The 25,925-nt window shown below is 43.5% G+C and carries 26 protein-coding genes and 2 other annotated features; of the genes, 8 read left to right on the forward strand and 18 right to left on the reverse strand.

The annotated features are described in order from the left end of the window. Positions 1-61: 61 nt before the first annotated feature. Positions 62-1,366, forward strand: coding sequence for an IS1380 family transposase (locus NST20_RS12330; RefSeq protein WP_342399525.1), 1,305 nt, complete (start codon positions 62-64; stop codon positions 1,364-1,366). Positions 1,367-1,702: 336 nt separating this feature from the next. Here the strand turns inward: NST20_RS12330 and mutY are convergent, their stop codons facing one another. After that, complete coding sequence (mutY, locus tag NST20_RS12335) at positions 1,703-2,794, reverse strand: A/G-specific adenine glycosylase (protein WP_342399526.1); 1,092 nt, start codon at positions 2,792-2,794, stop codon at positions 1,703-1,705. Positions 2,795-2,971: 177 nt separating this feature from the next. Here mutY and NST20_RS12340 point away from each other — a divergent pair, with 177 nt between their 5' ends. Then, a complete protein-coding gene (locus NST20_RS12340) occupies positions 2,972-3,952 on the forward strand; it encodes a metal-dependent hydrolase (RefSeq protein ID WP_342399527.1) in 981 nt (326 codons plus the stop codon). Between the two features lie 86 nt (positions 3,953-4,038). Continuing rightward, a complete protein-coding gene (locus NST20_RS12345) occupies positions 4,039-4,197 on the forward strand; it encodes a small, acid-soluble spore protein K (RefSeq protein ID WP_013860282.1) in 159 nt (52 codons plus the stop codon). A 90-nt stretch (positions 4,198-4,287) separates the two neighbouring features. Here NST20_RS12345 and NST20_RS12350 read toward each other — a convergent pair whose 3' ends face one another. After that, a complete protein-coding gene (locus NST20_RS12350; protein ID WP_013860285.1) occupies positions 4,288-4,605 on the reverse strand; it encodes a YfhH family protein in 318 nt (105 codons plus the stop codon). Next, complete coding sequence (gene recX / locus NST20_RS12355) at positions 4,586-5,401, reverse strand: recombination regulator RecX (RefSeq protein ID WP_342399528.1); 816 nt, start codon at positions 5,399-5,401, stop codon at positions 4,586-4,588. Before recX ends, NST20_RS12350 begins: the two co-directional genes overlap by 20 nt. An 87-nt stretch (positions 5,402-5,488) precedes the next feature. On the opposite strand from recX, the gene NST20_RS12360 reads away from it, so the two are divergent. Further along, positions 5,489-5,611: a YfhE family protein gene (locus NST20_RS12360; RefSeq protein WP_073193833.1), complete on the forward strand. Its 123-nt coding sequence runs from the start codon at positions 5,489-5,491 to the stop codon at positions 5,609-5,611. 78 nt (positions 5,612-5,689) lie between these two features. After that, positions 5,690-5,872, forward strand: a complete 183-nt coding sequence (locus tag NST20_RS12365; RefSeq protein ID WP_061566697.1) for a YfhD family protein — start codon at positions 5,690-5,692, stop codon at positions 5,870-5,872. 259 nt (positions 5,873-6,131) lie between these two features. On the opposite strand, the gene trpA is transcribed toward NST20_RS12365, so the two are convergent. The 10 genes from trpA to NST20_RS12415 form a co-directional block, all read right to left on the reverse strand. Beyond that, complete coding sequence (gene trpA, locus NST20_RS12370; RefSeq protein ID WP_342399529.1) at positions 6,132-6,923, reverse strand: tryptophan synthase subunit alpha; 792 nt, start codon at positions 6,921-6,923, stop codon at positions 6,132-6,134. Next, entirely contained in the window at positions 6,916-7,059 is a 144-nt protein-coding gene (locus tag NST20_RS12375; RefSeq protein ID WP_019721536.1) for a hypothetical protein, read from the reverse strand. The genes trpA and NST20_RS12375 overlap by 8 nt, the downstream gene beginning before the upstream one ends. Continuing rightward, entirely contained in the window at positions 7,052-8,251 is a 1,200-nt protein-coding gene (gene trpB, locus NST20_RS12380) for a tryptophan synthase subunit beta (RefSeq protein ID WP_342399530.1), read from the reverse strand. The genes NST20_RS12375 and trpB overlap by 8 nt, the downstream gene beginning before the upstream one ends. Then, positions 8,229-9,653 carry a bifunctional indole-3-glycerol-phosphate synthase TrpC/phosphoribosylanthranilate isomerase TrpF gene (gene trpCF / locus NST20_RS12385; protein WP_342399531.1) on the reverse strand — a complete coding sequence of 475 codons (1,425 nt, stop codon included), beginning with the start codon at positions 9,651-9,653 and terminating at the stop codon, positions 8,229-8,231. Before trpCF ends, trpB begins: the two co-directional genes overlap by 23 nt. Further along, positions 9,654-10,679 carry an anthranilate phosphoribosyltransferase gene (gene trpD, locus NST20_RS12390; RefSeq protein ID WP_342399532.1) on the reverse strand — a complete coding sequence of 342 codons (1,026 nt, stop codon included), beginning with the start codon at positions 10,677-10,679 and terminating at the stop codon, positions 9,654-9,656. After that, positions 10,663-11,262: an aminodeoxychorismate/anthranilate synthase component II gene (locus NST20_RS12395; RefSeq protein WP_342399533.1), complete on the reverse strand. Its 600-nt coding sequence runs from the start codon at positions 11,260-11,262 to the stop codon at positions 10,663-10,665. Before NST20_RS12395 ends, trpD begins: the two co-directional genes overlap by 17 nt. Further along, a complete protein-coding gene (trpE, locus tag NST20_RS12400; protein ID WP_342399534.1) occupies positions 11,243-12,625 on the reverse strand; it encodes an anthranilate synthase component I in 1,383 nt (460 codons plus the stop codon). Before trpE ends, NST20_RS12395 begins: the two co-directional genes overlap by 20 nt. A gap of 154 nt (positions 12,626-12,779) precedes the next feature. Further along, positions 12,780-13,029 (reverse strand) — a binding site (T-box leader). A 46-nt stretch (positions 13,030-13,075) separates the two neighbouring features. After that, positions 13,076-13,318 (reverse strand) — a binding site (T-box leader). Positions 13,319-13,589: 271 nt separating this feature from the next. Continuing rightward, the gene (locus NST20_RS12405; protein ID WP_342399535.1) at positions 13,590-14,771 is read right to left on the reverse strand and encodes an FtsX-like permease family protein; all 1,182 of its coding nucleotides are present in this window, start codon (positions 14,769-14,771) and stop codon (positions 13,590-13,592) included. Continuing rightward, positions 14,768-15,451, reverse strand: a complete 684-nt coding sequence (locus tag NST20_RS12410; protein ID WP_014097348.1) for an ABC transporter ATP-binding protein — start codon at positions 15,449-15,451, stop codon at positions 14,768-14,770. The genes NST20_RS12405 and NST20_RS12410 overlap by 4 nt, the downstream gene beginning before the upstream one ends. Then, positions 15,452-16,510: an efflux RND transporter periplasmic adaptor subunit gene (locus NST20_RS12415; protein WP_342399536.1), complete on the reverse strand. Its 1,059-nt coding sequence runs from the start codon at positions 16,508-16,510 to the stop codon at positions 15,452-15,454. Between the two features lie 503 nt (positions 16,511-17,013). Here NST20_RS12415 and NST20_RS12420 point away from each other — a divergent pair. After that, complete coding sequence (locus NST20_RS12420; RefSeq protein ID WP_342399478.1) at positions 17,014-18,477, forward strand: transposase; 1,464 nt, start codon at positions 17,014-17,016, stop codon at positions 18,475-18,477. A gap of 355 nt (positions 18,478-18,832) precedes the next feature. Here the strand turns inward: NST20_RS12420 and NST20_RS12425 are convergent, their stop codons facing one another. From NST20_RS12425 to NST20_RS12435, 3 genes are read right to left on the reverse strand one after another with little or no spacing between them, the layout of a single operon-like run. Beyond that, positions 18,833-19,060: a DUF5970 family protein gene (locus tag NST20_RS12425; protein WP_014097345.1), complete on the reverse strand. Its 228-nt coding sequence runs from the start codon at positions 19,058-19,060 to the stop codon at positions 18,833-18,835. Between the two features lie 13 nt (positions 19,061-19,073). Beyond that, positions 19,074-19,559 (reverse strand): stage II sporulation protein M, encoded by a 486-nt coding sequence (locus tag NST20_RS12430; RefSeq protein WP_342399537.1) that lies wholly within the window; start codon positions 19,557-19,559, stop codon positions 19,074-19,076. 31 nt (positions 19,560-19,590) lie between these two features. Then, positions 19,591-20,292 carry an ABC transporter ATP-binding protein gene (locus NST20_RS12435; protein ID WP_342399538.1) on the reverse strand — a complete coding sequence of 234 codons (702 nt, stop codon included), beginning with the start codon at positions 20,290-20,292 and terminating at the stop codon, positions 19,591-19,593. 453 nt (positions 20,293-20,745) lie between these two features. Here NST20_RS12435 and NST20_RS12440 point away from each other — a divergent pair, with 453 nt between their 5' ends. After that, positions 20,746-22,209 (forward strand): transposase, encoded by a 1,464-nt coding sequence (locus NST20_RS12440; protein ID WP_342399478.1) that lies wholly within the window; start codon positions 20,746-20,748, stop codon positions 22,207-22,209. 210 nt (positions 22,210-22,419) lie between these two features. Here the strand turns inward: NST20_RS12440 and NST20_RS12445 are convergent, their stop codons facing one another. Next, complete coding sequence (locus NST20_RS12445; protein ID WP_342399539.1) at positions 22,420-22,785, reverse strand: DUF4277 domain-containing protein; 366 nt, start codon at positions 22,783-22,785, stop codon at positions 22,420-22,422. Positions 22,786-23,039: 254 nt separating this feature from the next. Between NST20_RS12445 and dcm the strand changes: the two genes are divergently transcribed. Further along, on the forward strand, positions 23,040-24,380 hold the full coding sequence (dcm, locus tag NST20_RS12450; RefSeq protein WP_013860441.1) for a DNA (cytosine-5-)-methyltransferase: 1,341 nt from the start codon (positions 23,040-23,042) through the stop codon (positions 24,378-24,380). 180 nt (positions 24,381-24,560) lie between these two features. Here the strand turns inward: dcm and NST20_RS12455 are convergent, their stop codons facing one another. Next, positions 24,561-25,328, reverse strand: a complete 768-nt coding sequence (locus NST20_RS12455; protein WP_013860442.1) for a PmeII family type II restriction endonuclease — start codon at positions 25,326-25,328, stop codon at positions 24,561-24,563. Between the last annotated feature and the right edge of the window lie 597 nt (positions 25,329-25,925).

Consider the following 25,925-nt stretch of genomic DNA (forward strand, 5'->3'; position numbering starts at 1 on the left):
AATCTCTGGTATAATTGGGTTTGTATAGAACTACCAAACCAGAAAGGAGGGCACCTTTAAGGTGAATTATATCACTTCTGTCTCGAAAATCAAATATGCGTTTCGTTTAAAGAAGAGTACGAATTTTAGCGGGCTGCTCCCGATTTTGCAGTTTCTGGAAAGAATGAAGATTGAACAGACCTTCCGGGATTTTGACTGCTTGAAAAAATACAATGCCAAATATCCTTTAAGCAAAATCTTTATATACCTGGTGATTGGCTGGCTGTCCAATTGTTCCCGGCTATCTCATTTCCGGACTTTGCAGGATGATCCTTTAATCATGGCATTTATGGGCGGGAAATGCCCGCACTATACCCTTTTAAATAAAGACCTGCTAAGAATTGAAAAGTTGGAGGGCGCTGATCTTGAATTCAAAGAACGCATGATGGATTTGATTGAACCCTGGCTTGACAAGGAGCTCATTCTGGATTTTGATTCAACCGTGGAAACCGTCTATGGGGGCCAGGAAAAAGCAGGGGTCGGAGTAAATCCCTACAAGCCGGGAAGAAAAAGTTATCACCCTCTTCTTGTATTTGAAGGGAAATCCCGTCTTTGTTTAAACGCCAGGCTGAGGGAGGGAAATTCCCATTCTTCTCAAGGGGTACTCGGTTTTGCAGAAGAGACCTATCAGCTGCTTTCTCCCCATTACCCTATTCGTTATACCCGTTTTGACAAAGGATTTGGTGGAGAAGATTTCTACAGTTACTGGGAAAACGGTGGGATTGGCTATACCGGCAAACTGAGGTGGACTTCGAGACTTAAAAAAAGGGTTGAAAACGATGATTCACCGTGGATCCGCTATGTTGACGACGAATTGACCGTGATAGAGGGAAAAGCCGTTGATTACCAGGCAAGTTCCTGGAAGAAGCCAAGAAGAGTTGCGGTAATTCGTAAAGCTGACAAATATGAGGAAAGTCAGCTTCAAGCTTGTGATTTTTTATGGAAGTATGAAGCGATTGTGACGAACATGGACTGGGAACCCATTGATATTTGGAGATTCTATAACCAAAGGGCTTGCATGGAAAACTACATCAAAGAGTCAAAATATGGATTCTCGATGGGCAAGATTTCAACGCATTCATTTGACGCCAACCAAATGGATCTGCTGATTAAACTGCTGGCATACAATTTATTCGAGATCTTTAAAAAAGAACACTGTCCGCCAGCGTATCGCTCTTATACGATCAGGAGATTCCGGAGGGAATTCATCTACGCGGCTGGCGTGCTGGTCTATCACAGCCGAAGTGTCATTTTAAATATTTGTGAAACATACGCCCATAAAAAGGCATTCCGGCAAATGATTCAAAGTGTACGGCTGATTGACTGAGTGTGAAGGCTGAAACAGAATACTGGAAATTGAAACGCCCGCAAATGTGGGGAGGGGGCAACTGTGGCCTTAATAACCCAAAAATAGGCAGTTGTGATTCCATTTTTGATAATATTATCCATTTATTTTCCATATGATTCCAATTACCTGCATCAATCTAGTAAAGTTTTGCACTTTCTTAATTTGGGATAAAGTCAACAAAAATTTTAATAACTTTTTATAAGTTATTAAAAACTGTTTAAGCCCTTCCATGGCAAGAAGAAATAACCAAACCTGATTATTTTCAACAATAATTATAACAAGAAATCTCTGCATTTTCCATCAAATTTGCAATCATTACTTACTGATGACCCGGAAGGCTTTCCAGATTTTTTGATGGGGCACAGGAAATGCAAACGTTTCAATCTCGTCAGGAAGCACGCATTTTAGTTCATCCGTTTCCTGCACATGATTTAAAATTTTCCCGCGGTATACCCGGATGTCCCAAATTAAATGGGTAAAAACATGCCGTATTTCCGTAAAATGCTCCGTCTCGAGTGCGGCTTCAATTTGAAATGCCTCTCCAAGATAGTCCTTCAATACCTGCCTCGCCGGCAAAACGGCACTTTCTTCCACTTGAACAAATTCCCACATATTTGCAAGCAGCCCTTTATCCGGACGCTTATGGATCAAAATGCGCCCGTCTTCATCTTCCAAAACGGCCGCCTGGAGCCGGATCTGTTTCTGCTTTTTCCCCTTTGATTTCACAGGCAGCTCATTAATGGTTCCCTCTGCAAACGCCCGGCAATGCTCCCGGACCGGGCAAAGCAGGCATGACGGCGATTTCGGCGTGCAAACGAGCGCACCAAGTTCCATCAAAGCCTGATTAAAATAAGACGGATTCTCCTGAGAAATCAACTTGCGGACGGCTTCTTCAAAAACCTTTCTTGCAGAAGGCTTTGCAATGTCTTCCCATATGGATAAAATTCTTGAAAGCACCCGCATCACATTTCCGTCCACAGCCGGTTCCGGCAAGCCGTATGCAATGCTCAAAATCGCTCCGGCCGTATATGGCCCTACGCCTTTTAGCTTCGAAACTTCTTCCGGTGTGTCCGGAACCGTGCCGCCATAATGTTCCTTCACTTCTTTTACGGCAGCGTGCAAATTCCGGACGCGTGAATAGTAGCCGAGCCCTTCCCACGCTTTTAGCACCTCATCTTCACCGGCATCCGCCAGCGCTTCAAGTGTCGGAAATTTTTCCATAAAGCGCCGGAAATAGGGGATGACAGTGTCCACCCTTGTCTGTTGCAGCATGATTTCCGATACCCAAATTTTATACGGGTCGCGGTCCTCCCGCCATGGCAGGTCCCGCTGTTCCCTCTCAAACCAGGAGATCAGATCCTCTTGAAAAGATTGTATATCAAAGTCGTCGATTGGAAAATTTTTCAATGTTTAACTCCCCCAAATGATTGCTATAACATTTATGAACGGGAAAAATACAATTAGGAAATCCTGAATGGCCGCTTTTGTCTATTGCAATTCTTCTTAATTTACCATATGATGAAGGCATATGAAAGAAATAAGCGCTTTAACAAGGAGCCAGAACCACTTTTAGGAGGAATAAGATTGGATACTGGAACCCATGTTGTTATGGGCATTGCACTCGGAGGTTTGGCAACGTTGGATCCTGTGGTCGCACAAGATGCGGTTCATTTTCACAGCGTTCTCATTGCCACGGTTTTAGGTTCACAGGCACCGGACATCGATACTTTGCTCAAATTTAAAAATAATGCGGTTTATATTCGCAACCACCGCGGCATTACGCATTCTCTTCCCGCCGTCTTGCTGTGGCCGCTTGCCATTACAGCTGTGCTCAGCATCTTTTTCCCTGGAACGGATGCGCTTCATTTATGGCTTTGGTCTTTTTTGGCTGTTTTTCTGCATGTGTTCGTCGATATCTTTAATGCGTACGGGACACAGGCATTGCGGCCGTTCTCATATAAATGGGTCGCGCTCGGCGTGATCAATACATTTGACCCTTTCATTTTCACCATCCATGTGATCGGCATTGCCGCCTGGTTGTTCGGGGCGCAGCCGGGGCCGACTTTTCTGGCCATGTACATCTTCATATTTTTATATTATATCGCCAGATTCGCGGCACGTCACGATGTAAAAAAAGCCGTGCTGGCCAGGATTCCGGATGCGGAAAATATCATTATTTCCCCGACTGTCCGTTTTCACCAATGGAAGATTGCCGTCAGAACGAAAGATGCCTACTATGTTGCATCCGCATTTAAGTCGGCGGTCACCATTCTGGACAAATTCAAACGGCTTCCGGTACCGGAAAATGAAATTATTGAAGCGGCAAAGCAGGATAAAAATTTGTCAGCTTTCTTAAGCTTTTCCCCTGTCTATAACTGGCAGATCAAAGAGCTTGATAACGGCTGGGAAGTCCGCTTTACCGATCTCCGCTACCGGAAAAACGGGCATTATCCGTTTGTTGCTGTTGTGAAGTTAAATGAAGATCTGGAAATAATCGGCTCTTATACCGGTTGGATTTTTAATAAAGAGAAGCTGAAGAAAAAACTTGATATTGTACCAAGATAAGGCGCGGGTTTTCCGTCTGAAAACGCGCAAAATAACCGGTGCGGGGGCCATTCCCCACCGGTTATTTTGTTGAGGAGGGCATGAACATGCGGAATAAAGAAAAAGGTTTCCCGTACCATCATGACAATGTATATGAAGGCAAGCCGCGGGCAAAAGCCGAATATGCTTCGAAACGCGCGGATGGCACGACCAACACGCACCCGCAGGAACGCATGCGCGCATCAGGCCGCCGCGAAGAGTCATGACAGAAAGGGCTGCTGGATGATGCCGGCAGCCCTTACATGTTGAATAGCACCGGTCCCATTTCTTTTGAGCCCCTGTAAAAGAGTAACAAATCAATCCACCAGTTTCAGCATCGAAATCGGGAGGGCTTCGATCGGTTTGCCGCCGCTGACCCGGTAACCCCAGGCAAAGACGCCGTCGATATAATCAATTTTAAAATAGGCGCCGGGGTCTCCTTCAATTTCATAAATTTCCCCTTTTTGAAAAGAAGCCGGGTCCAGCAAATACGACTTTGCCATCGCAATTTTCCGCTCGAGCACGGCAAACTCATTCACAATACCAAGTTGTTCGGCCTTGCGCGCTTTTTCCGTCAATTGTGCAATCTCCTGCTTTAACTCATACTCGCTCATTTCACTGTATCTTTTTTCCATCTCCATCCCCCTCTTCCCGCAAGTAGCGGTCTATTAAATCAACCGGGAACCCTTTCCGGTATAAAAACTGCTTCATTTTTTGCCTGTAGGCGGATCCCGAAAACTTTCCGTATTTGCGCTTTGCTTTTTCCGCATGCTGAAGAAGGGCTTCCCACTCTGCTTCTTCATCCTTTTCAACATGAAGCGCCGCCATCGCAGCGGAAATCACTTCAGGCGGATAGCCTTTTACTGTAAGCCCCTGCTTCACTTTTTGTTTTAAAAGCTTCTCCGACAACCGGGCATGCTGCCTGGAAAGCTTTTCTGCCAGGACAAGGGCGTGTTCCACTTGCTGATCAGCATCAAAAATTTCAAGCGCCCTTTCGATCAGCTCCGGTGCAATGCCTTTTTGCTGAAGTTCCCTTTCAATGACAACAGGCCCCTTATGGGTTGTATTCATTTGTGTCCGCACGAAACTTGCGGCAAATTTCGCATCATCAAGATACTGCATTTCATAAAGCTTTAATATGACACTCCGGATGACTTCCGGCGCAAATTCCTTTTTTATCAAATCATCACGCACTTCTTTTTCCGACCGCATCCGGTAGGAAAGAAAATGGATGGCGGTATTGACGCCTTTCCGGATATCATCCTCGGCAAGGATTGCTTCAATATCAAGCTCATCCAATTCTTTCCCCTTTAAAAGCTGGTACCGTGCCAGCACTTCTTCATCAACACTGAACCGGTACTGGCCGTCAAGAAAAATATTGTAACGTTCTTTATTGTTTTTTTGAACCGAGATTTTTGTAATGACCGGCACATGAATTCCTCCCTTGTCTATTTTACCATTGAAAGTGTAGAAAGCGGTATGACCGGGAACAATAATCCAAAAAAGGAGGTTTTGCGAATGCCGAAAGATAAAAAAGTTCAGACGAAAAGCACATTAAGAAGCATGCAGGAAGTGACTTACCAGCACGAATTTAAAAAAGCCGACCGGGCCGGAGGATATACAGACAGAGGCCGCAAATAATTGCCTGTTTAAAAAAACCTTTTGCGCAAAAAATAGTTTTGCGGGAAAACCGCAAACTGCTTGAAAGGGGTTTTTTCAATGGGCCGCGGGCATCAGCATAAAACACGCGATAAAAATAAAGCAACATTGCCGCAAGTACCGAAGAACATGAAAATAGACGGGAAAGACATTGAATATTCGAGGGAACTCGCAGACGGAGAAGACTTGGAAGCACAGGCCCGTTCCGAGGCTGCGGAAAAAAGAGCGAAAAACAGGCGGTAACATAAAAACGGGCGGCCTTTCCATGAGGCCCCCGTTTTTTGTGGATGATGTGCATAAACCTTTCAATGCCTTTATTGCCAATACGATTGGATGTGCATAAATTTGTGCACATTTTTCGTGTATAAAATGTGGATATTGTGGATAACCAGCAAAATCCCTTTTCTTTACCTGCCCGGGATGTGTATAAACCTGTGGGAAACCCGGTTGCAGCATGGACGCCTGTGTGCGCAACCGGTTCGGCGCGTGCGTCCAGGCATTTTTACAGCTGGTTTGGTGCTGCTTGTTGCTTTGCGCTTTCCACAAGCGCACGGATTTTTTCCGTTTCCCCGCGCTGGAAGAGCTCGATGATTTTGCTCCCGGCCACCACGCCGCTGCAGTAGCGGGTTAAACGGCGGACTTGCCCCGGGCTGGAAACGCCAAAGCCGGCAAGAACAGGCACCCGGCTGATGCTTGATAAGAAAGCGAGGTAATCCTCGATATTGTCGTGGAAATTTGTGCGGGTGCCGGTTGTGCCGGTGACCGTAACAGCGTACAGAAACCCTTCGGAACGGGAGGCGATTTTCTTAAGCCTATCTTTCGGGCTTGTAATGGCAGCCAGCCGGATGAGCGCAAGGCCGCATGTTGCCAGTTCTCCGGCAATTACCTCTTCTTCCTCGATTGGCAAATCCGGAATAATCAGCCCGTCAACACCGGCATCCGCGCAGTCTGCTGCAAATTTTTCCACCCCGTAGGCAAAAACCGGGTTGAAATACGTCATAAGAATAACCGGGACTTTTCTCGGATGGGCTTTTAAATGGCCCAGCACTTTTTTCATTGTCGTGCCTGCCTTAAAAGCGCGGAGTCCGGCCGCCTGGATGACCGGACCGTCTGCGACAGGGTCGGAAAACGGGATGCCAAGTTCAATTGCCGTTGCCCCGCAAGCTTCCAAAAACGCAAGCCTTTTCTCCGTCTCTTCCATTCCGCCGTCCCCCGCCATAATATAAGGGACAAATGCCTGGTCACCGCGTGCAAGAACCGCTTCAAACTGTGCTTCCAATTTTTGTTTACCCATTGTTTTCCCCTCCAAACAAGCGGCTGGCCGCTTCTCCAATTTTGTCCCCGCATCCTGGCAGGACGGCAGTCGTTTTTGCCGGTTTCAGGGCCATACGGACGGCATGGGCGCTTTCCAATGCAAAAATTTCACCCATTGTTTTCCCCTCCAAGCAAATGGCTGGCCGCTTCTACATCTTTGTCCCCGCGCCCTGACAGGCAAACGGCGATCGTTTCGTCTTTCCCCATGGTTTTTGCCAGCTTCAGCGCAAAACTGATGGCATGTGCGCTTTCCAGTGCCGGGATAATGCCTTCTGTCCTCGAAAGCAGGCGAAATGCATCTAATGCTTCATTGTCGTTCACGGACGTATACGTAACCCGTCCTGTTTCTTTTAAATAACTGTGCTCCGGCCCGACTCCCGGATAATCAAGCCCGGCCGACACCGAATAAGCTTCCTGGATTTGCCCGTCGTCATTTTGCAGCAAATACGTTTTCATGCCGTGAAGCACGCCGAGTTTGCCGTCGCTTAAAGACGCCGCATGCTTTCCAAGGCCGGCGCCGCCCGCTTCCACGCCGAACAATTTTACGGCCTTATCTTCCACAAATGGATAAAACATGCCGATCGAATTGCTGCCGCCGCCGACACAGGCGACAACTGCATCGGGAAGTTTGCCTGTCTGTTCTACAATCTGTTTTTTCGTTTCTTTCCCAATCACACTTTGGAAATCGCGGACAATTTGCGGAAACGGATGCGGGCCGACTGCTGAACCCATAATGTAGTGCGTGTCTTCTACATGGGCAACCCAGTAGCGGAGTGCCTCGTTGACCGCATCCTTCAATGTGCCGCTGCCCTGCGCCACACTTTTGACCTTTGCACCGAGCAATTCCATTCTGAATACATTGAGCTTTTGCCGGCGGATATCTTCTTCCCCCATAAAAATTATGCATTCAAGGCCGAGCAGCGCGCACACAGTTGCTGTTGCCACTCCGTGCTGGCCGGCGCCCGTTTCGGCAACGACTTTCTTTTTTCTCATTCTAAGCGTAAGCAGCGCCTGGCCGACTGTGTTGTTGATTTTATGTGCCCCCGTATGATTCAAATCTTCGCGTTTCAGGAAAATTTTCGGGCCGCCTCCAAGCTTTGTTAAGTTTTCTGCAAAATAAAGCGGGGTTTCACGACCGACATATTGCTTCAGCAGTTTCTCCAATTCCGCATGAAAAGCCGGATCGTTCATGGCTTCACGATAAGCTTGCTCGAGTTCTTTAACAGCTGGCATCAAGGTTTCCGGGACGAATCTCCCCCCGAAAGTCCCGAAACGGCCGTTTGTATCAGGCAGTTTGTATGTTTGCATTTTTGTCACGCTCCTCTAATTTTTGAAACGTTTTTCTTGCTGCTTGCACAAATGCTTTGATTTTATCCGGGTCTTTTTCCCCGTTTGTTTCCACCCCGCTTGAAACGTCGACGATATGCGGCCGGGCGGAAAGAATCGCGGCTTCGACATTTTCCGGTGTGAGCCCGCCGGCAAGCACCACCGCCCGCTCATCCGATAGCGCCTTTGCCAATTCCCAGTCAAACGCCTTTCCGTTACCGCCGCGATATTTTCCGCCGGCGCTGTCCAAAAGCACCAGATCGCACCGGTAATCGTGTATCGCTTCGAGATCAGCATCTGTCCTTACCGGGAAAGCCTTGATTACCGGATAAGGGATTTGCGCGACGTCTTCTGCTGTTTCATCACCGTGCAGCTGCAGGTAATCGAGCCCGGCCCGCTCTGCAATTTCCGCCATTTTTTCAGGCGATTCATTGACGAATACGCCCACTTTTTCGATAGAATCCGGCAACGCTTTTGCAATCTGTGCCGCCTTTTCTGGTGTAATCTTCCGTTTGCTTTCGGCAAAGACAAAGCCGATCATGTCCGCCCCCGCGCAGACAGCCGCCCGGGCCGCTTCAAGCGTGCGAATGCCGCAAATCTTTACCTTCCTTTTTTCCGGGACACCGGCCAGCTTTTTCATTGCCGTTTGCGGGTCGTTTGTGCGCATAAGCGTTTCTCCGACTAAAATCCCTTTTGCCCCGGCATGTTCAGCGCGAACGACATCTTTCCGGGTGCGGATGCCACTTTCACTGATCACCAGTACATCCGGATTTGAGATTTTTGGCGCAAGCTTTTCGGCAACGCCGAGATCAACTTCAAACGTCTTTAAATTGCGGTTGTTGATGCCGATGATCCGGGCCCCCGTTTTAACAGCGGTTTCCAGTTCCGCTTCATTGTGCACTTCAAGCAGCACTTCAAGGCCGGCGCCCCGGGCATAATCGTACAGCTGACGGAGCCTTTCGGGGGAAAGAGCCGCTGCGATCAGGAGAATTACGCTTGCACCATATGCTTTTGCCCGGTCGATCTGGATTTCGTCGATAATAAAATCTTTGCAGAGAACCGGAATCCGGACTGCATCGCTTACGGCTTTCAAATCTTCCACCGACCCTTTAAAAAAGGCTTCATCCGTTAAAACGGAAATGGCGCCGGCGCCTGCTTTTTCGTAGGCAAGCGCCTGCCGGATGGGATCCACGCCCGTTCGGATATCCCCTTTTGATGGGGAGGCCCGTTTGATTTCAGCAATGATGCTTGTTTTTTCGGCGTGCATAAATGTTTCATAAAGAGAAGGGGCTTTGCGCGCGTTTGGGGCAAAAGCCTTTCCTGCAGCTTTGATACGGGCCACTTCTTTTTCTTTTTCGGCTAAAATCTTTTCTAAAAATGTCATTTAAATCGCCTCCTGCGTGAGTTTCCGGCTCGCTTCAATGAGCGCGTGCAGTTTTTCAAGTGCCGCGCCCGATTCGATTGCCTGCTCCGCAATCTGGATCCCTTCTTTTACCGTCTCTGCCCGCCCCGCAGCAAAGAGCGCAAGCCCGGCATTGAAGAGCACCGTATCACGATAAGCACCTTTTTCCCCCTTTAATACTGACAGCAAAATATCGCTGTTTTTTTGCGCATCGCCGCCGCGGATCGCTTCAACCGGGTAATACGGCAAACCGACCTCTTCCGGCGTCAACGTAAACGTGGTAATTTTCCCGCCGTCAAGCAGTGCAAAATGGTTTTCCCCCGATAAAGATGCTTCATCAAGATAGCCGGCGCCATTGACAACGAGCGCGCGTTTTCTGCCAAGGCGGCCGAGCACTTCCGCCATCGTCCCGAGCATGTCGCGCCGGTACAGCCCGAGCAGCTGTGTTTCCAGGTTCATCGGATTTGTGAGCGGGCCGATCAAGTTAAAAATCGTCGGGATTCGCAAATCTTTCCGGATTTTCATCATTTTTCCAAGGGCCGGATGGACTTTCGGGGCAAACAGGAAGACGATGCCGATTTCTCTCAGCAAGCCTTCAATTTCTTCCGCCGGGAAAGACAAGGAAATCCCGAGCTTCTCTAGGACATCGGCGCTCCCGGTCTGGCTTGAGACGCTGCGGTTACCATGTTTGGCAACTTTCACGCCGCTTGCCGCCAGCACAAACGCGGAGGTCGAGCTGATGTTAAAACTGTGGCTGCCGTCCCCGCCCGTCCCGCAGTTGTCCATAAGCCCTGGAACGTTGCATGGAACCGGCACGGCTTTTTCACAGATCACTTCGACCAGCCCGGCAATTTCTTCCGCCGTTTCGCCTTTACATTTCAAGGCGGCTAAAAATGCGCCCATCTCCCCTTCTGTCACTTCATCAGAAAACAGTGCGCGAGAGGCTTCCCGCATTTCTTCAACCGTCAGCCCTTCTTGTGCCAAAATTTTTTCAAGATACGGTTTCAACTTTCTCATCCTTTCTGATTTCGCGTAAAAAGTTTTCAAGCATCTGTTTACCGGTTTCCGTCCCGATCGACTCGGGATGAAACTGGACGCCGAAACACGGGGCGGATTTATGTTGAATGGCCATGATTTCGCCGTCATCAAGAGATTCGGCAACCACTTCCAGGACTTCCGGGATCTTTGTCCGGTCCATGACAAGCGAGTGGTAGCGCATCACTTCGACCGGATCCGGCTGCCCGCTGAAAATTCCTTTCCCGCCATGGCGTACAAGGGAAGTTTTGCCATGTTTGATTTCTTTTGCTTTTGTGATCCCTGCCCCGAACGCTGCGGCAATTGCCTGATGGCCGAGACAGACGCCGAGCATTGGGACTTGCCGGTAAAATGTTTTTACAGTTTCAATGGAAATGCCGGCATCTTCCGGCACGCCGGGCCCCGGTGACAGGACAATCGCTTCCGGCTTGAGCCTTCTGATTTCATCTATGGTGATCCGGTCATTGCGGAACACCTTTACTTCCTCCCCAAGTTCGCATAAATACTGGTACAAGTTGTAAGTGAACGAATCATAGTTATCGAGCAATAAAATCATGCGTCTGTACCTCCAGAATCGATCTCGCCTTGTTGAGCGTTTCTTCATACTCTTTTTCCGGATCGGAATCGTACACAATGCCCGCGCCCGACTGCAAATAAGCGGTGTTGTCTTTAATCAGGAGCGAGCGGATGGCGAGCGCAAAGTCAATGTCGCCGTTCAGGTTGATATAGCCGACCGCTCCCGCGTACATGCCGCGCTTCAAGCTTTCCAGACTGTTGATGATTTGCATCGCGCGGATTTTCGGCGCACCTGATACCGTGCCGGCCGGGAGACAGGAGATGAGCGCGTCAATTCCGCTAAAACCGTCCCGCAATTTTCCTCGTACTTCCGAAACGATGTGCATCACATGCTGGAACCGCTCGACTTCCATATATTTTTGCACCCGGATGCTTCCGGGCTCGCACACCCGGCCGAGGTCGTTCCGGCTCAAATCAACGAGCATTTTATGTTCGGCAAGTTCTTTTTCATCGTGTAAAAGCTCGTTTTCAAGGCGCTCATCTTCTTCTAAGGCATTGGCGCGCGGGCGCGTTCCCGCAATCGGATTCGTATATACCACACGCCCCTTCGTTTTGATCAAACTTTCCGGCGATGCCCCAAGAACGACATAACCGCCGAAGTCGAGATAAAACATATACGGGGACGGGTTCGCTTTCCTTAACTTCCGGTAAAAATAGAACGGATCGTGCGAAAGCCTCCCTTTCATACGCTGTGACAGGACAACCTGGAAAATGTCCCCGTTTTCGATATGCTGTTTTGCGGTTTCGACCATCTTCATAAATGCCTGCTTTTGAATGGCCGGGGCAAAGTCAACCGGGCCATGGTCGACAAATGGTTCTGCGCTTGTCTGCCGACAGATCGCTTTTTCCATTGCCGCAAGATTTTTTTCTATTGCCTCCCCGTCTTCCCCGGTTGAAACAAGGTAGACGGTCTGGCTTTTATGGTCGTAAACAGCTATATTTTGGTACAGCATCAAATGCAGATCCGGGATTCCTGTTTCATCTTCCGGTACATGGCCGATTTCTTCATACTGGCGGATGGCGTCATAGCCGATATAGCCGACCGCCCCGCCGTAAAACGGAAAGGGAAGCTGGATATTAAGACGCGGCAACAGGCCTTTGACAAGATCGAGCGGCTTACCTTTTTTTATTTCACGCCGCCCCGTCATCCGGTCAATCACCTCCAGTTCATTATCCCGCCCGATGAACGCTTTTACCGGATCAGCCCCGATAAAAGAAAACCGGCCGTTGCTGTCATTTTGCAGCGAACTTTCGAACAAAAACTTGCATTTTCCTCTCAGTCTCGTAAAAATCATGACCGGCGTTAACACATCGCCATTTAGCTTAACGATTTTGTATTGCATCCGTCCGCTCTCCTTTTTTATTGAAATGGCCACAAGCAAGTGGTTTTTCGCGCTCTGGCTGTATATCCTTCGCTTAACAGGCGGGTTCCGATACAGATCCCGGGTCCCGGCTAAATAAAAAAAACGTCCTCTGCCCGCAGCTGTATGCTGCAGGACAGAGGACGTTTTCCAACGCGGTGCCACCTCTTTTGAAAGGATTTAAAACCTTTCCGCTCATTCGGGTACGGAGCAAGCCACTCTTTATACCCTATCCCTGTAACGGGGGAAGCCGTATTTCCCTACTGCACCGTTCAGGAAACCTCTCGTAAGCCCATTCTGCAAAGGCAGTTCGTGCCGGACTCCCACCCGCGCCGGCTCTCTGGAACGCTTGCCATTTGCATACTCTTCTTACTCAGCGATTTTCTTTTATGGAATTTTTTTAACGGAACGCAAAAAGGGTTCCCAATCCATGTAAAGGACGGGGAACCCGCGGTGCCACCTTTATTGGCTTTATCAGCCCGGCTTTGACGGTATCAGGGAAAAACCGTAATACCTGCCTTTTGTAACGATAAGGCATTCGCCAAAGCCTACTCCGGAATCGTTTCGGTTTGGAAGCTCGGAAGCCCATTCGCCTGCACGTCATCACCGGTTCGCACCACCCACCGGCTCTCTTCGGAATCCACACAGGTTACTCTTCTTCTTCATCGCCTGAAAAATGTTTCATTGATTGATTATTATCTTAATGCCGAAAATAAGAATTGTCAACCTTCATTTCAAAAATTTTTTTATTTTTTTCAGCCCATTTTTCCAAGTAACATTTGGCGGACAAACCTTGTCTTCCTTGTGAAAAAGTGACTTGGCCTACCCGGGAAAAATACGCGAAAGGGCACGCATGGCCACTTCGTTCGAAGAAGGGGTCCGGTTAGGACGTTTTACTTTGCACATTCATCATTGTTTAGACCCCTGTATTCTTCCAATCAACATCCTAACGCAAAATATCGATCAAGTTCTTATTGGCTGCATTTTTAGCCGGCAATATGCCAAATAGAATGCCGACAAAGGTAGAGACGCAAAAAGCGAGTAAAAAGCTTCCTACACCGATCACGGCACGGAAAGGTAAGAAGAGCGAAATGAGCCACGCGAGTCCACCACCTATCCCAAAACCAATCAAGCCGCCTATTCCCGTCAACAACACCGCTTCCAAAAGGAACTGGAATAAGATATTCTTTGGGGTTGCGCCGATAGCGAGACGAATGCCAATTTCCCGGGTACGTTCAGAGACAGAAATATACATCATGTTCATTACCCCAATCCCAGCAATAAACAGCGAAATCCCGGCAATTGCGCTAATGAAGTAGGTTAAACTGTTAATGACTGATCCAATGCCTTTCAAGATTGACCCCATTTCTATATGCTCATAGCTTCCCTGCAAATGATGGCTGCCCTGCTTGTTGAGCAGGCTGACGATTTTTTTTGTTTGTTTACTGACGTTCTCCCCGCGATTGAAGACCAGTTTTAATTTATTTCCTACGTTGCTGATATTACTTTTCTTATAAACCTTTTTGGGAATCATTATATCATGAAAATCATCGGCATTTTCAAAGACTCCGATAACATGGTAGCTAATCCCATTCACGATGACAGCCGTATCTAAAGCACGATTGGGTTGAATATAAATAGAAGCCGCCAATTTTTTTGAAATTAAAGCAACAGGATCAGCGAATGTGATATTATTTTGAGAGATATTATGGCCAGCAGAAATCTCTTGTTCCGAAGAAGAACGTTTAAGAAGCTTTACTGTTACGTTTTGTTCGCTACCATTTAGCGAAGCCTGGACATCGACTGTCCCATTGTCATCGTTAATAATATGAGCCTCTGCCAGTCCGAAGCTTGCCCCGGCGGAATTTAATAACGATAGATCCGACTCATTAAAACCAGATTCGGCCGCGTTCAAATCGTCAGCATAATATTCCACGACAGTTGACTGCTTGCCCGAATTGGACGCCTGTAAATTTTTAAGAGTTGCTTTCTCAACGCCTTTACCTAAGGAAATAATCGTAATCACCGAGGCAATGCCGATAACGATGCCCAACATTGTTAAAATACTTCGCCTTCGATTCGCCAAAAGCGAACGTATTGCAGTAAAAAACAGTTCGGCTGCCCTCATTTGCTGACGCTCCTATCGCTTTCAATCCGGCCATCCATAATTTGAATCATACGTTGGCTCTGGCTGGCAACTTGGTAATCGTGCGTAACCATAATAATGGTGGATCGTAATTTTTGATTTAAGTCAAGGAACAGTTTTAAAATCTCTTGCGAAGTATGCCTGTCAAGTGCGCCAGTGGGCTCATCGGCCAGTAAGAAACTCGGCTTGGATATAAGGGCGCGGGCAATGGCAACACGCTGTTGCTGGCCGCCCGACAGCTGGGACGGCAACTTTTTAGCAATTCCTTTTAAATGCACACTTTGTAATACATTATTCACTCGTTCGCCGATGTCCTTTCGGCGGTATCCGGCATAAAGCAGCGGTAAACCAACATTCTCAGCAACCGTTAAATTCGCAATCAGTTTAAAATTTTGGAAAACGAAGCCCACGTTTTGATTTCGCAACTTTGCATAGTCTTTTGATGACTTGCCAATTACCGAATTCCTCTTAAACAAGTATTCACCCTCAAATTGATTATCAAGAAAGCCAATGATATTAATGAGCGTTGATTTGCCCGAACCCGACGGCCCCATAATTGCCACGAACTCTCCTTGATTAATTTCCAAAGAAATATCCTTCAGCACATGAATTTTTTCATCTCCTTGTTGATAATACTTGTTGAGCCGTTCTAATCGAATCAATCAGTTCACCTTCGCTCCATCTTTTAGTCGTTTGTCCGGATCAGCCACAATACGATCGCCGGGGTGCAATCCGCTTTTGAGGGTGTAGAAACCGTTCTGTTTCTCTACCGCCACAGTGCGAAAACGTGCTTTTCCATTTACGACTAAATAAACGGCCGTTTGACCATTCTTTTTGATAATGGCTTTGCTCGGAAGCTTTATTTGCTTTTGTGGTATTGTGATTTGCACGCTTTGGCCTGCCATAAAGCGGCGATCCACATCGACCGTGAAGTCATACATTGAAAAGCCTTTCTTAGTAGCGGTTTTTGAGGGTATTTTGGAAATAAACTGAATGGTTGTGGTCTGCCTCTTCCCGTTTGCCAAGGCCTTAATAACCACTTTACTCCCTACACGCAACTTGTCATAGTCATATTCGGAAACACTCGACTGGACCTCTAAAGCATCCGAGCTGATGCTGTATTGCGATTGGCCGCTATTATTAGTGGAAATACTCACCACACCATCAAACGGTGCTTTTAACCTGCCCTCCACTCTATTCTCCAGCTGATTTAATTGATCCTGTTGATTTTGCAAACCAGCTTCTGTATCTCGATAGGTATTCTGATCTCTTGCAATTTCAAGATTCAGCTCCTCTTTATTCTCTTCTTGGTGTACTGCTGATAATTTCTTTTTAAGATAAGCAATGTTTTGTTTTTGAACCGCTAAGTCGCGCTGTATTTTTAAAATACTCTGTTTCACCTCAGTAATCTTCTCTATGATTTCGTTATTATGGGTTGTTAAGAGAACATCCCCTTTTTTCACTTCATCACCGTTCCGTACATTTACTTTTTGTACTGTACCATCCGGTATTTGCAAATTCTGTGTCTGCTTTGCTGAAACCTTCCCTGTTTCAACTAACGCCGGAGTATATTTGACCACATATTGCTGGTAATGGGGTTCGCTTTTTAAACTTGCATTCGTCCTTAAAACAATTACCAAGCACAGCACTCCAAAAAGGGCGGCAATAATAATCAAAGCAATAATGAGATTTTTCTTCCCGTTAGCTGTCTCTTCATTCATGATAAAACCTCGTTCATAAATATGTTTTTATTTCTTGTTAATAAATGTGGCTTAAAACGCAACTATGGAAATCTACTTTTTAAAATCGATAACGGCAATGACGGCTGTTATTAACGATATGCAAAGTGCGAGGAGGCCAAAAATAACTGCCACCATATTTAGAGCCCTTGCCAAAATGCTATATCCCCTGAAACTGTAAGCAGTCAGACAATTAAAGGTCGTTGATTTATTCCACTAAAGAAAAAAGACGTTTGTAGGAACATTATGACAAATGTAAAAATAAATTGTGAGTTTTTGATTTTAATGGGGTAAATTTATTTATTATAAGTGTCTAAATTTTTCCACTTTGGTCGGTTTTGGGCGGGTTTCAATAGATTAAGCTACTCATTCCTGTGGTAAATATTGTAAAACGGAAAAGGATGATTTTTTTTGAAAAAAAAGAGCCATGAAAGCCACTCCTTTGTTAAGATATAAGTACGACCAAATATCCAGGGAGTGATTTCATGACTATTTCTATTCTAACACAAACCAGAGACTTTTCAATACAACAAAATTTGATTCCCCACAATTGGCAAGACTATGCCGATATACCATTTGTCATTCCAGCCATGTGTTTCCCATGGGAGATTTTTAAGCCGATTGAACGAGAATACTACACCCTTTTATATTTGCACCTAAAAAATGAAAGAGCACATGATCCTTCTAATGAAATACAACCGGCACTATTTTCAATAACGGAGGAAGAAGACAAGTCTGCGTCTTCATTATTTCGTCCCTCTCCCGCAGGGAGAAAACCGCATCCTTTCATGCCCTTTTTTCGTGCTTTTGAACTGGCCTCTTTACAGTATATTGAAGTGATGGTGGAGAGTGTCTATTTGCAAGTGAAATCAAACCCGCTATTTGCCACCATGTGTGGATTTACGGAGAAAATTCCGAGCTACCGTTCCTTTGCTCGTTTTGATCAAATCATGACAACAAATGGTCTTTGGGAAAAAGCCCGGCTATTGGTTGTTGAATATAATAAAGGGGAAGGCGTGGTTGAAACGAATGAGGAAGCAGCCGCCGTGGATACATCGCATATAGAGGCAGAAGCAACCTTGAATAAAACAAGGAAGACGTGTTCTTGTGAGGGTAATTGCGATTGCCCCAGAGTCCTTACGGACGACAATGTAGGGGTAATGCGTAAAAGTAATGCAGTCTCCTATATTGCGCATAAATTATCAATGGTATGCGGGGTGAGATCCGGTTTGCCTTTGACGCGGGAAGTATTTAAAGGAAATACACCCGATGGGAAAACATTAGAACCGACATTGGAAACGTTTAAGACAGAGCACCCCGAGATGGCTGAGCAGTTGAGCTTTATCCTGGCAGATGGAATCTACCAAACGCCGGAAAATCAAAAAGTGACAAAGGATGTATTACAGGCGAAATTGGTGGCACCGATCAATCCACGGAACCGTAAAGATAAACCAACTACCGCCCGAGGGATTGAAAAAATCAACCGGTACGGCACTCCCATCTGTATCAGTGGGCATAAAATGGAACTTAGAGGATCTGATCGGGAAAAGGGGCAATATATTTACACTTGTCCTGTATTTCATCCAAATGCCAAGCAAGAAGGTCTCACCTGCCCGCTAGCGAATCACGCGGAATGTTGTAATGGGGCAGCACAAGGAAGAGTATTTAGGATAGACTTTGATCAAACGCCTCAAGTAGATGTCGAGTTGCCTCAACATGGGCGCACATTTGAAGTGTTATATAGTGCCAGGACGATCATCGAAAGAATCTTTGGCATTCTAAAAGACGGATACAGTCTCCGTCGTGTTCACAAGCGTGGGAAACAGGCAGTTGAAGCTCATGTAGATCGATGCATGATATCTATGCACATCATGGCAAATATGGCGTACCATCAGACAGGAAAGGCCAATTGTGGATGGACACGCAATCGGCTGCAAAGAGCAAATTAAGTTATTCACAGGTGGATATGTGAATAAATAAAATGAGCGTTTCCTTTCCACAAAGGGTAGTGAAAAAAACCCATTTTGTGAAGGCGGGATACGTATGCCCTTTTTTTGAAGGAAAATGACCGTTTTACTTCTATTGAATTGAAAATCTGGATGAAAAGGCAAAAAAACCGGGATAATTAATTTTCCAGAGCCTCGCTCAAGGGTATATTTTTATTTTGGCAGAGGCTCTTAATGTTCTATCCGGAAGATTCCAACCTATAAGTTCAAAAACCGGCTTGACTGTAACTGCTAGAATAAAAAATATAAGTGCAACTATAAAAATTGCATACTTGTTAACCAACTATCCCATCTCCTTTCAGGCAAAATATAAAAGAACACTGCCGATTAAGTTTACAATAAATACTGTGATAAATAGTATTCGTGCAAAAATCTTTTTAAATGGGCTAAACAAAAACATATATAAACCAAATAACCCGAAAGTACTTACTGGCAATAAAAATGGATAATAATGGGATATAATCAATCCGAAAGCTAAAACAAGCGGAATTCCAATCAAATATAAGATTTCACCTATTTTTTTCATTTTCCTATCCTTTCTATTTGAATAATGGTGTCAAATAGGTTTCTATTAAACCGCTGATCATAACAAATAGCATTACCACAATTAGTAATAGCAGTATATTTGTAAAATAATCTTTGATAAAGTTGCTGATATTTTTCTTATGGAACAATTGAGGAATTAGCGCAATACCTTTAAAACCAATTACCCCACTTACAATTAAAGCAGGAATTTCGAATATTCCATGTGGTAAAATCAATAAAACAATTTTTAATACACCAAAGTCCATATTATTCATAATGGATTCGCCAAGGATTAATCCATTTGTAAATAAATATAAAATTGTAGTTAAACCAAACGTAAAAAAACCGGAAATGATCAGACCGCACACTAATAAATTATTGTCAATTAGATGTATCAGACTGGATGTTGTATTTAAACTTCCGCTTTTATTAACTGGATCAGCGGATGTGATACCGTATACAAAACCCGAAACATAGATTGCTGTTGTAATCGTCAACAAAATCCAATTGCTTCTTAGAATAGAGGGAACTTTATACATATATGTTTTCTACTTCCTCCTCTAATTTGTCCAAGCTATAATCTTGCACGGTTATTTTTCTGGCAAGTTTGCCTTCATGGATAATTGCTATTTGGTTGCAAACAGAATGAGCTAATTCTAATAAGTGAGTTGTTATGAGCACTGTTTTTCCTTTATCCGTGTAATCTTTTAGAAATTTCCTTATAACCTTACTTGATTTTAAATCTATTCCCGTAAGCGGTTCATCTAATATTAAAATTTGAGGCTCATGTATTAGAGCAGCTGCTATCGAAATCTTTTGTTTCATTCCATGAGAATACGTTTTTATTAATTGATCTTTCTCATTATACAATTCAAAATCATTAAGGATATTCGCGGCAAATTCGACAATTTTCTTTTTTGGCACATTAAACATTCCGCCAACAAAATACAGATACTCTTCTCCCGTAAGATATTCGTATAAAATAGCGTGATCCGGTACAAATCCTATAAGATTTTGCAATGTATAATTTTTAATGTCTTGTTTTTCTCCATTTATGGTGACTTCCCCACTATCAGGAACCATCATCCCTGCAATAATTTTTAACAAAGTTGTTTTCCCTACACCGTTTGTCCCTAATATTCCAAAAAAATCGCCGTCTTTAATTTCCAGAGAAAGCCCCCTCAGAACAATTTTTTTATCGAATCGTTTTTTAATATTTTTAATCTCTATCATTCAAAATGTACCTCTCATTCATGTTAATCTTTTTTAGATATAACATAGAGAATAAATAATTAAGTAAAGTAAAAACAATCATAACTGTCCCAAGGCTTAAAAGTATAATTGAGAGCCCTTGCCAAAATGCTATATCCCCTGAAACTGTAAGCAGTCAGACAATTAAAGGTCGTTGATTTATTCCACTAAAGAAAAAAGACGTTTGTAGGAACATTATGACAAATGTAAAAATAAATTGTGAGTTTTTGATTTTAATGGGGTAAATTTATTTATTATAAGTGTCTAAATTTTTCCACTTTGGTCGGTTTTGGGCGGGTTTCAATAGATTAAGCTACTCATTCCTGTGGTAAATATTGTAAAACGGAAAAGGATGATTTTTTTGAAAAAAAAGAGCCATGAAAGCCACTCCTTTGTTAAGATATAAGTACGACCAAATATCCAGGGAGTGATTTCATGACTATTTCTATTCTAACACAAACCAGAGACTTTTCAATACAACAAAATTTGATTCCCCACAATTGGCAAGACTATGCCGATATACCATTTGTCATTCCAGCCATGTGTTTCCCATGGGAGATTTTTAAGCCGATTGAACGAGAATACTACACCCTTTTATATTTGCACCTAAAAAATGAAAGAGCACATGATCCTTCTAATGAAATACAACCGGCACTATTTTCAATAACGGAGGAAGAAGACAAGTCTGCGTCTTCATTATTTCGTCCCTCTCCCGCAGGGAGAAAACCGCATCCTTTCATGCCCTTTTTTCGTGCTTTTGAACTGGCCTCTTTACAGTATATTGAAGTGATGGTGGAGAGTGTCTATTTGCAAGTGAAATCAAACCCGCTATTTGCCACCATGTGTGGATTTACGGAGAAAATTCCGAGCTACCGTTCCTTTGCTCGTTTTGATCAAATCATGACAACAAATGGTCTTTGGGAAAAAGCCCGGCTATTGGTTGTTGAATATAATAAAGGGGAAGGCGTGGTTGAAACGAATGAGGAAGCAGCCGCCGTGGATACATCGCATATAGAGGCAGAAGCAACCTTGAATAAAACAAGGAAGACGTGTTCTTGTGAGGGTAATTGCGATTGCCCCAGAGTCCTTACGGACGACAATGTAGGGGTAATGCGTAAAAGTAATGCAGTCTCCTATATTGCGCATAAATTATCAATGGTATGCGGGGTGAGATCCGGTTTGCCTTTGACGCGGGAAGTATTTAAAGGAAATACACCCGATGGGAAAACATTAGAACCGACATTGGAAACGTTTAAGACAGAGCACCCCGAGATGGCTGAGCAGTTGAGCTTTATCCTGGCAGATGGAATCTACCAAACGCCGGAAAATCAAAAAGTGACAAAGGATGTATTACAGGCGAAATTGGTGGCACCGATCAATCCACGGAACCGTAAAGATAAACCAACTACCGCCCGAGGGATTGAAAAAATCAACCGGTACGGCACTCCCATCTGTATCAGTGGGCATAAAATGGAACTTAGAGGATCTGATCGGGAAAAGGGGCAATATATTTACACTTGTCCTGTATTTCATCCAAATGCCAAGCAAGAAGGTCTCACCTGCCCGCTAGCGAATCACGCGGAATGTTGTAATGGGGCAGCACAAGGAAGAGTATTTAGGATAGACTTTGATCAAACGCCTCAAGTAGATGTCGAGTTGCCTCAACATGGGCGCACATTTGAAGTGTTATATAGTGCCAGGACGATCATCGAAAGAATCTTTGGCATTCTAAAAGACGGATACAGTCTCCGTCGTGTTCACAAGCGTGGGAAACAGGCAGTTGAAGCTCATGTAGATCGATGCATGATATCTATGCACATCATGGCAAATATGGCGTACCATCAGACAGGAAAGGCCAATTGTGGATGGACACGCAATCGGCTGCAAAGAGCAAATTAAGTTATTCACAGGTGGATATGTGAATAAATAAAATGAGCGTTTCCTTTCCACAAAGGGTAGTGAAAAAAACCCATTTTGTGAAGGCGGGATACGTATGCCCTTTTTTTGAAGGAAAATGACCGTTTTACTTCTATTGAATTGAAAATCTGGATGAAAAGGCAAAAAAACCGGGATAATTAATTTTCCAGAGCCTCGCTCAAGGGTATATTTTTATTTTGGCAGAGGCTCTAATGCTTTTAATGCAAGGGTGGAATATACTTTCCATGCTTCGGCTTTATACAAGTAATCTAATGCTCTTCCTAATGCATCATCATTTAATTGATCGGGTGAAACCGATGTATCGAAAAGCATCTCAGAATCTAGGTTTTGATAGAATTCATGAACCTTATAAAGGGGCTTGCCACTGCATAAAATGTTTAAGACAAGGGCTTTAATCCTTGTTCCGGGTGAGATATGACAACGGACAGAATCCCATTTGACTAAATCATTAATGGTTTTTTCGAGTTCTATTTCATCACACAGTTTAGATAAAAGTTGAGACGGCCCCACATGTAAGGTTAAAATTTGATCTGACATAAAAATTTCCTCGTCTTCCCCTAGTTTAGATAATCATTCAATTCTACAAAGAAGGAGAAAATTCCTTTAAAAAAATCTTAAAATGGAAAAATTTACGTGCGGAATATGCGTTTAATTGTCTGACTGCTTACAGTTTCAGGGGATATAGCATTTTGGCAAGGGCTCATAATAAATGGTTGACTTAAAATGGATATTCATTCATAATAACCATATAAAAGTTAAATGTATTTTTAACTTGAAGGAGGGTTATTAACTTGGCTTATACAATCAGTAAGGAAAAGGTAAGATTACATATGAAAAGAAATAATATATCTACACAAAAGCAGTTAGCAGAGCAACTAGGCATTAGCAAAAGTCAGCTTTCAATGATACTCTCTCCTAATTTTAATCCTATTAAATCAAATGCAATGAAACTGTGTGAGCTCTTGGGTGTAAACTTTGAGGATATAATAGAATCAGAACAGTTAGAATTACCCCTAGATAGTACAGATTTTTTAGAGAAGTCTCAAGAAAAAGAAATCAATACAGCAGACTTTGAGGGGCATGACTTTGTAGAAGTTAGAGGAATAAAACCAAATAAAGACTATTCAGTTGTTGAACTATTTGCGGGAGCAGGAGGTCTCGCTCTTGGTCTTGAAATGGCTGGGTTCCATGCTAAGGGTCTTGTAGAACTTGATAAACATGCCTGTCAGACTCTAAGAAAAAATAGGCCTAATTGGAATGTTGTTGAGGAGAATGTAATAAAGATTGCTGAGCAAGGCATCAGAAACTTTTTTGATGTTCCTATAGGAGAACTGGATCTATTATCAGGAGGCTATCCTTGTCAAGCTTTTAGTTATGCAGGAAAGAAGATGGGATTATCTGATGCTAGAGGTACACTGTTTTACTATTATGCACAAATATTAAAACAACTACTGCCTAAGATGTTCCTAGCTGAAAATGTTAAAGGATTAGTAAATCATGATAATGGTAGAACATTAGCTCTGATGATAAAAGTATTTTCTGACATTGGTTATACTGTTAAATGGCATGTATTAAGAGCATTAGATTATGATGTGGCTCAAAAAAGGGAAAGAATTGTAATCATCGGAATTAGAAATGATTTAGTTGAAAAGTATAATCTTAAATACTATTTACCTAAACCCTATGGATATAAGCTTACTTTAAGGGATGTTCTCAAAGATGTTCCACCATCTGATGGGGTTAAATATCCCGAGTCTAAAAGGAAAGTTTTAGACCTCGTACCTCCCGGGGGATATTGGAGAGACCTACCTGAAGAAGTGGCCAAGGAGTACATGGGCAAAAGTTACTACTCAGGAGGAGGTAGAACAGGAATGGCTAGAAGATTATCATGGGATGAGCCATCGCTAACATTAACCTGCTCACCCGCTCAGAAACAAACTGAGAGATGTCATCCTGATGAAACTAGACCATTAACAGTTAGGGAATATGCAAGAATACAAAGTTTTCCCGATAGTTGGGAGTTTGAGTGCTCTACAGCTAATGCTTATAAACAAATAGGAAATGCTGTTCCTGTAAACATGGCTAAGGCTGTAGGATTATCCATTATAAATGTATTGAATCAAATTAAATAAATTGGAGTCAGTTCAGCTTCTGTAAAATTATTAGTTAGACTGATTTTCATATTACTAGCTAGGAAGTATCTATTAGATATAGGATTTTTGATGAGGCAGTAGCGAATTACAAAATTGAATAGAGAATAATAAAGAAATAAAAGGGGATGGATGCTTTAAACACATCCATCCATCCTATTCTTAAAAATCATACTTTTCTTTATCCTCGGCAACTAGCTTTTTTTCAACTTTAGATTCTAACTCCTTAGGTTTAAGGCTCTCCTCAATCTCTATAGCTAGGGAGTTAATTACTTTATCCATTAATTCAGTACCATCATATTCTGAGGCAACCTCTCCAATAGCACCAGTAAGTCTATCGTAAAAGTCCTCTTCACCAGTAAGCCTATACCAAAACTCCGCTCCAACAATGACAGGGTATTCTTGATTAATTTTTTTATAATGTCCACTTAGCTCTTTAGGAGTTCCGTAAAATACACCGACTATAAGGTCATTTAATCCAACGCTAAGGTTATTAGTTCTAGCAAGATTTTTTACTCCCGCAAAATGCCCTTTTATTGTTTCAACATCATCTTTATTGATTGTATTTGGTCCCGCCTTAATTTGGCAATATTTTCTCCTACCATCTGACTTATCAATAAATTCAATGTCAATCCCTGATGTAGTTGACGCAAAGCCCTCTAAAACCTCGCTACAAAACTTTTGCAGCTTGTTACCAAAAGTAGTATTTATAGATGTACCTAAAACTCTTGGATAAATGAGAGCTTTTGCAATGCTTTTGGGGTCATCATTACCAGTTAAAAAACTAGCCTTATACCTGTCTAAAAAAGGATTAAGATGGAATTCCTTTAACTTAGTTAGTTTTTCAGTATTGGAAATATGGCTAGGAGCAATTTCCTTTCTAAAAAATTCTTTTGCTTTCTCAATAATTTCATCATATTGACTACTCACTTTTGTCCTTCCTTCCTTTGCTCTAATAGGTAAAAATACTCTTTATTTCAATATTACTATTTTCCTCTCATAAACGAAAGTTGTATTTTGCAAAAAGTATTCATGATCGGCTTACTCCCAACCCGGGCATAAATAAATGAAATGACATCTTCCTTTTTGACAAAAACATTACCAGTAGAAGAGATGTTCCTTATATGCTAACGGATAAATAACCAAATAGACTATAATCTTCCATATTAAGAACTTTTTTAAGATGTTTTTTTCGTGATTACATCTATTAATTTGATGAATGCTTTTATTATAAATGTGATTACTGCAGCGATCACAAAAGATCCAAAGATCAAGGCAATATAATTAACATTTATACCTGGAGACATTATTTGTAATGCAAATGCAACTAAGACGATCAAATAAGTAATAATAAACGTTTTAGATAAAAAGAAGCTTTTCAAGCCGCACACCCCCATTCATCATTCATGTTATGCCCAGACCAAGCCTTTAAACAATTTTATTATAGCATCATTTAGAAATCGTTTCCATAAAGGCTAAGGAAAATTAATTTTTTTCTGAACTGTTATTCAACTCATCTTTGCATAA

Origin of the sequence: Weizmannia sp. FSL W8-0676, assembly GCF_038593015.1 — a bacterium.
GTDB classification, from domain to species: Bacteria; Bacillota; Bacilli; order Bacillales; family Bacillaceae_C; genus Weizmannia; species Weizmannia coagulans.

Coding starts and splice junctions, on each gene's coding strand:
- NST20_RS12345 (WP_013860282.1), top strand. CDS start 4,039: ATGCGGAATAAAGAAAAAGGTTTCCCGTACCATCATGACAATGTATAT.
- NST20_RS12350 (WP_013860285.1), bottom strand. CDS start 4,605: ATGGAAAAAAGATACAGTGAAATGAGCGAGTATGAGTTAAAGCAGGAG.
- NST20_RS12360 (WP_073193833.1), top strand. CDS start 5,489: ATGCCGAAAGATAAAAAAGTTCAGACGAAAAGCACATTAAGAAGCATG.
- NST20_RS12365 (WP_061566697.1), top strand. CDS start 5,690: ATGGGCCGCGGGCATCAGCATAAAACACGCGATAAAAATAAAGCAACA.
- trpA (WP_342399529.1), bottom strand. CDS start 6,923: ATGGGTAAACAAAAATTGGAAGCACAGTTTGAAGCGGTTCTTGCACGC.
- NST20_RS12375 (WP_019721536.1), bottom strand. CDS start 7,059: ATGGGTGAAATTTTTGCATTGGAAAGCGCCCATGCCGTCCGTATGGCC.
- trpB (WP_342399530.1), bottom strand. CDS start 8,251: ATGCAAACATACAAACTGCCTGATACAAACGGCCGTTTCGGGACTTTC.
- trpCF (WP_342399531.1), bottom strand. CDS start 9,653: ATGACATTTTTAGAAAAGATTTTAGCCGAAAAAGAAAAAGAAGTGGCC.
- NST20_RS12395 (WP_342399533.1), bottom strand. CDS start 11,262: ATGATTTTATTGCTCGATAACTATGATTCGTTCACTTACAACTTGTAC.
- trpE (WP_342399534.1), bottom strand. CDS start 12,625: ATGCAATACAAAATCGTTAAGCTAAATGGCGATGTGTTAACGCCGGTC.
- NST20_RS12405 (WP_342399535.1), bottom strand. CDS start 14,771: ATGAGGGCAGCCGAACTGTTTTTTACTGCAATACGTTCGCTTTTGGCG.
- NST20_RS12415 (WP_342399536.1), bottom strand. CDS start 16,510: ATGAATGAAGAGACAGCTAACGGGAAGAAAAATCTCATTATTGCTTTG.
- NST20_RS12420 (WP_342399478.1), top strand. CDS start 17,014: ATGACTATTTCTATTCTAACACAAACCAGAGACTTTTCAATACAACAA.
- NST20_RS12425 (WP_014097345.1), bottom strand. CDS start 19,060: ATGAAAAAAATAGGTGAAATCTTATATTTGATTGGAATTCCGCTTGTT.
- NST20_RS12435 (WP_342399538.1), bottom strand. CDS start 20,292: ATGATAGAGATTAAAAATATTAAAAAACGATTCGATAAAAAAATTGTT.
- NST20_RS12440 (WP_342399478.1), top strand. CDS start 20,746: ATGACTATTTCTATTCTAACACAAACCAGAGACTTTTCAATACAACAA.
- NST20_RS12445 (WP_342399539.1), bottom strand. CDS start 22,785: ATGTCAGATCAAATTTTAACCTTACATGTGGGGCCGTCTCAACTTTTA.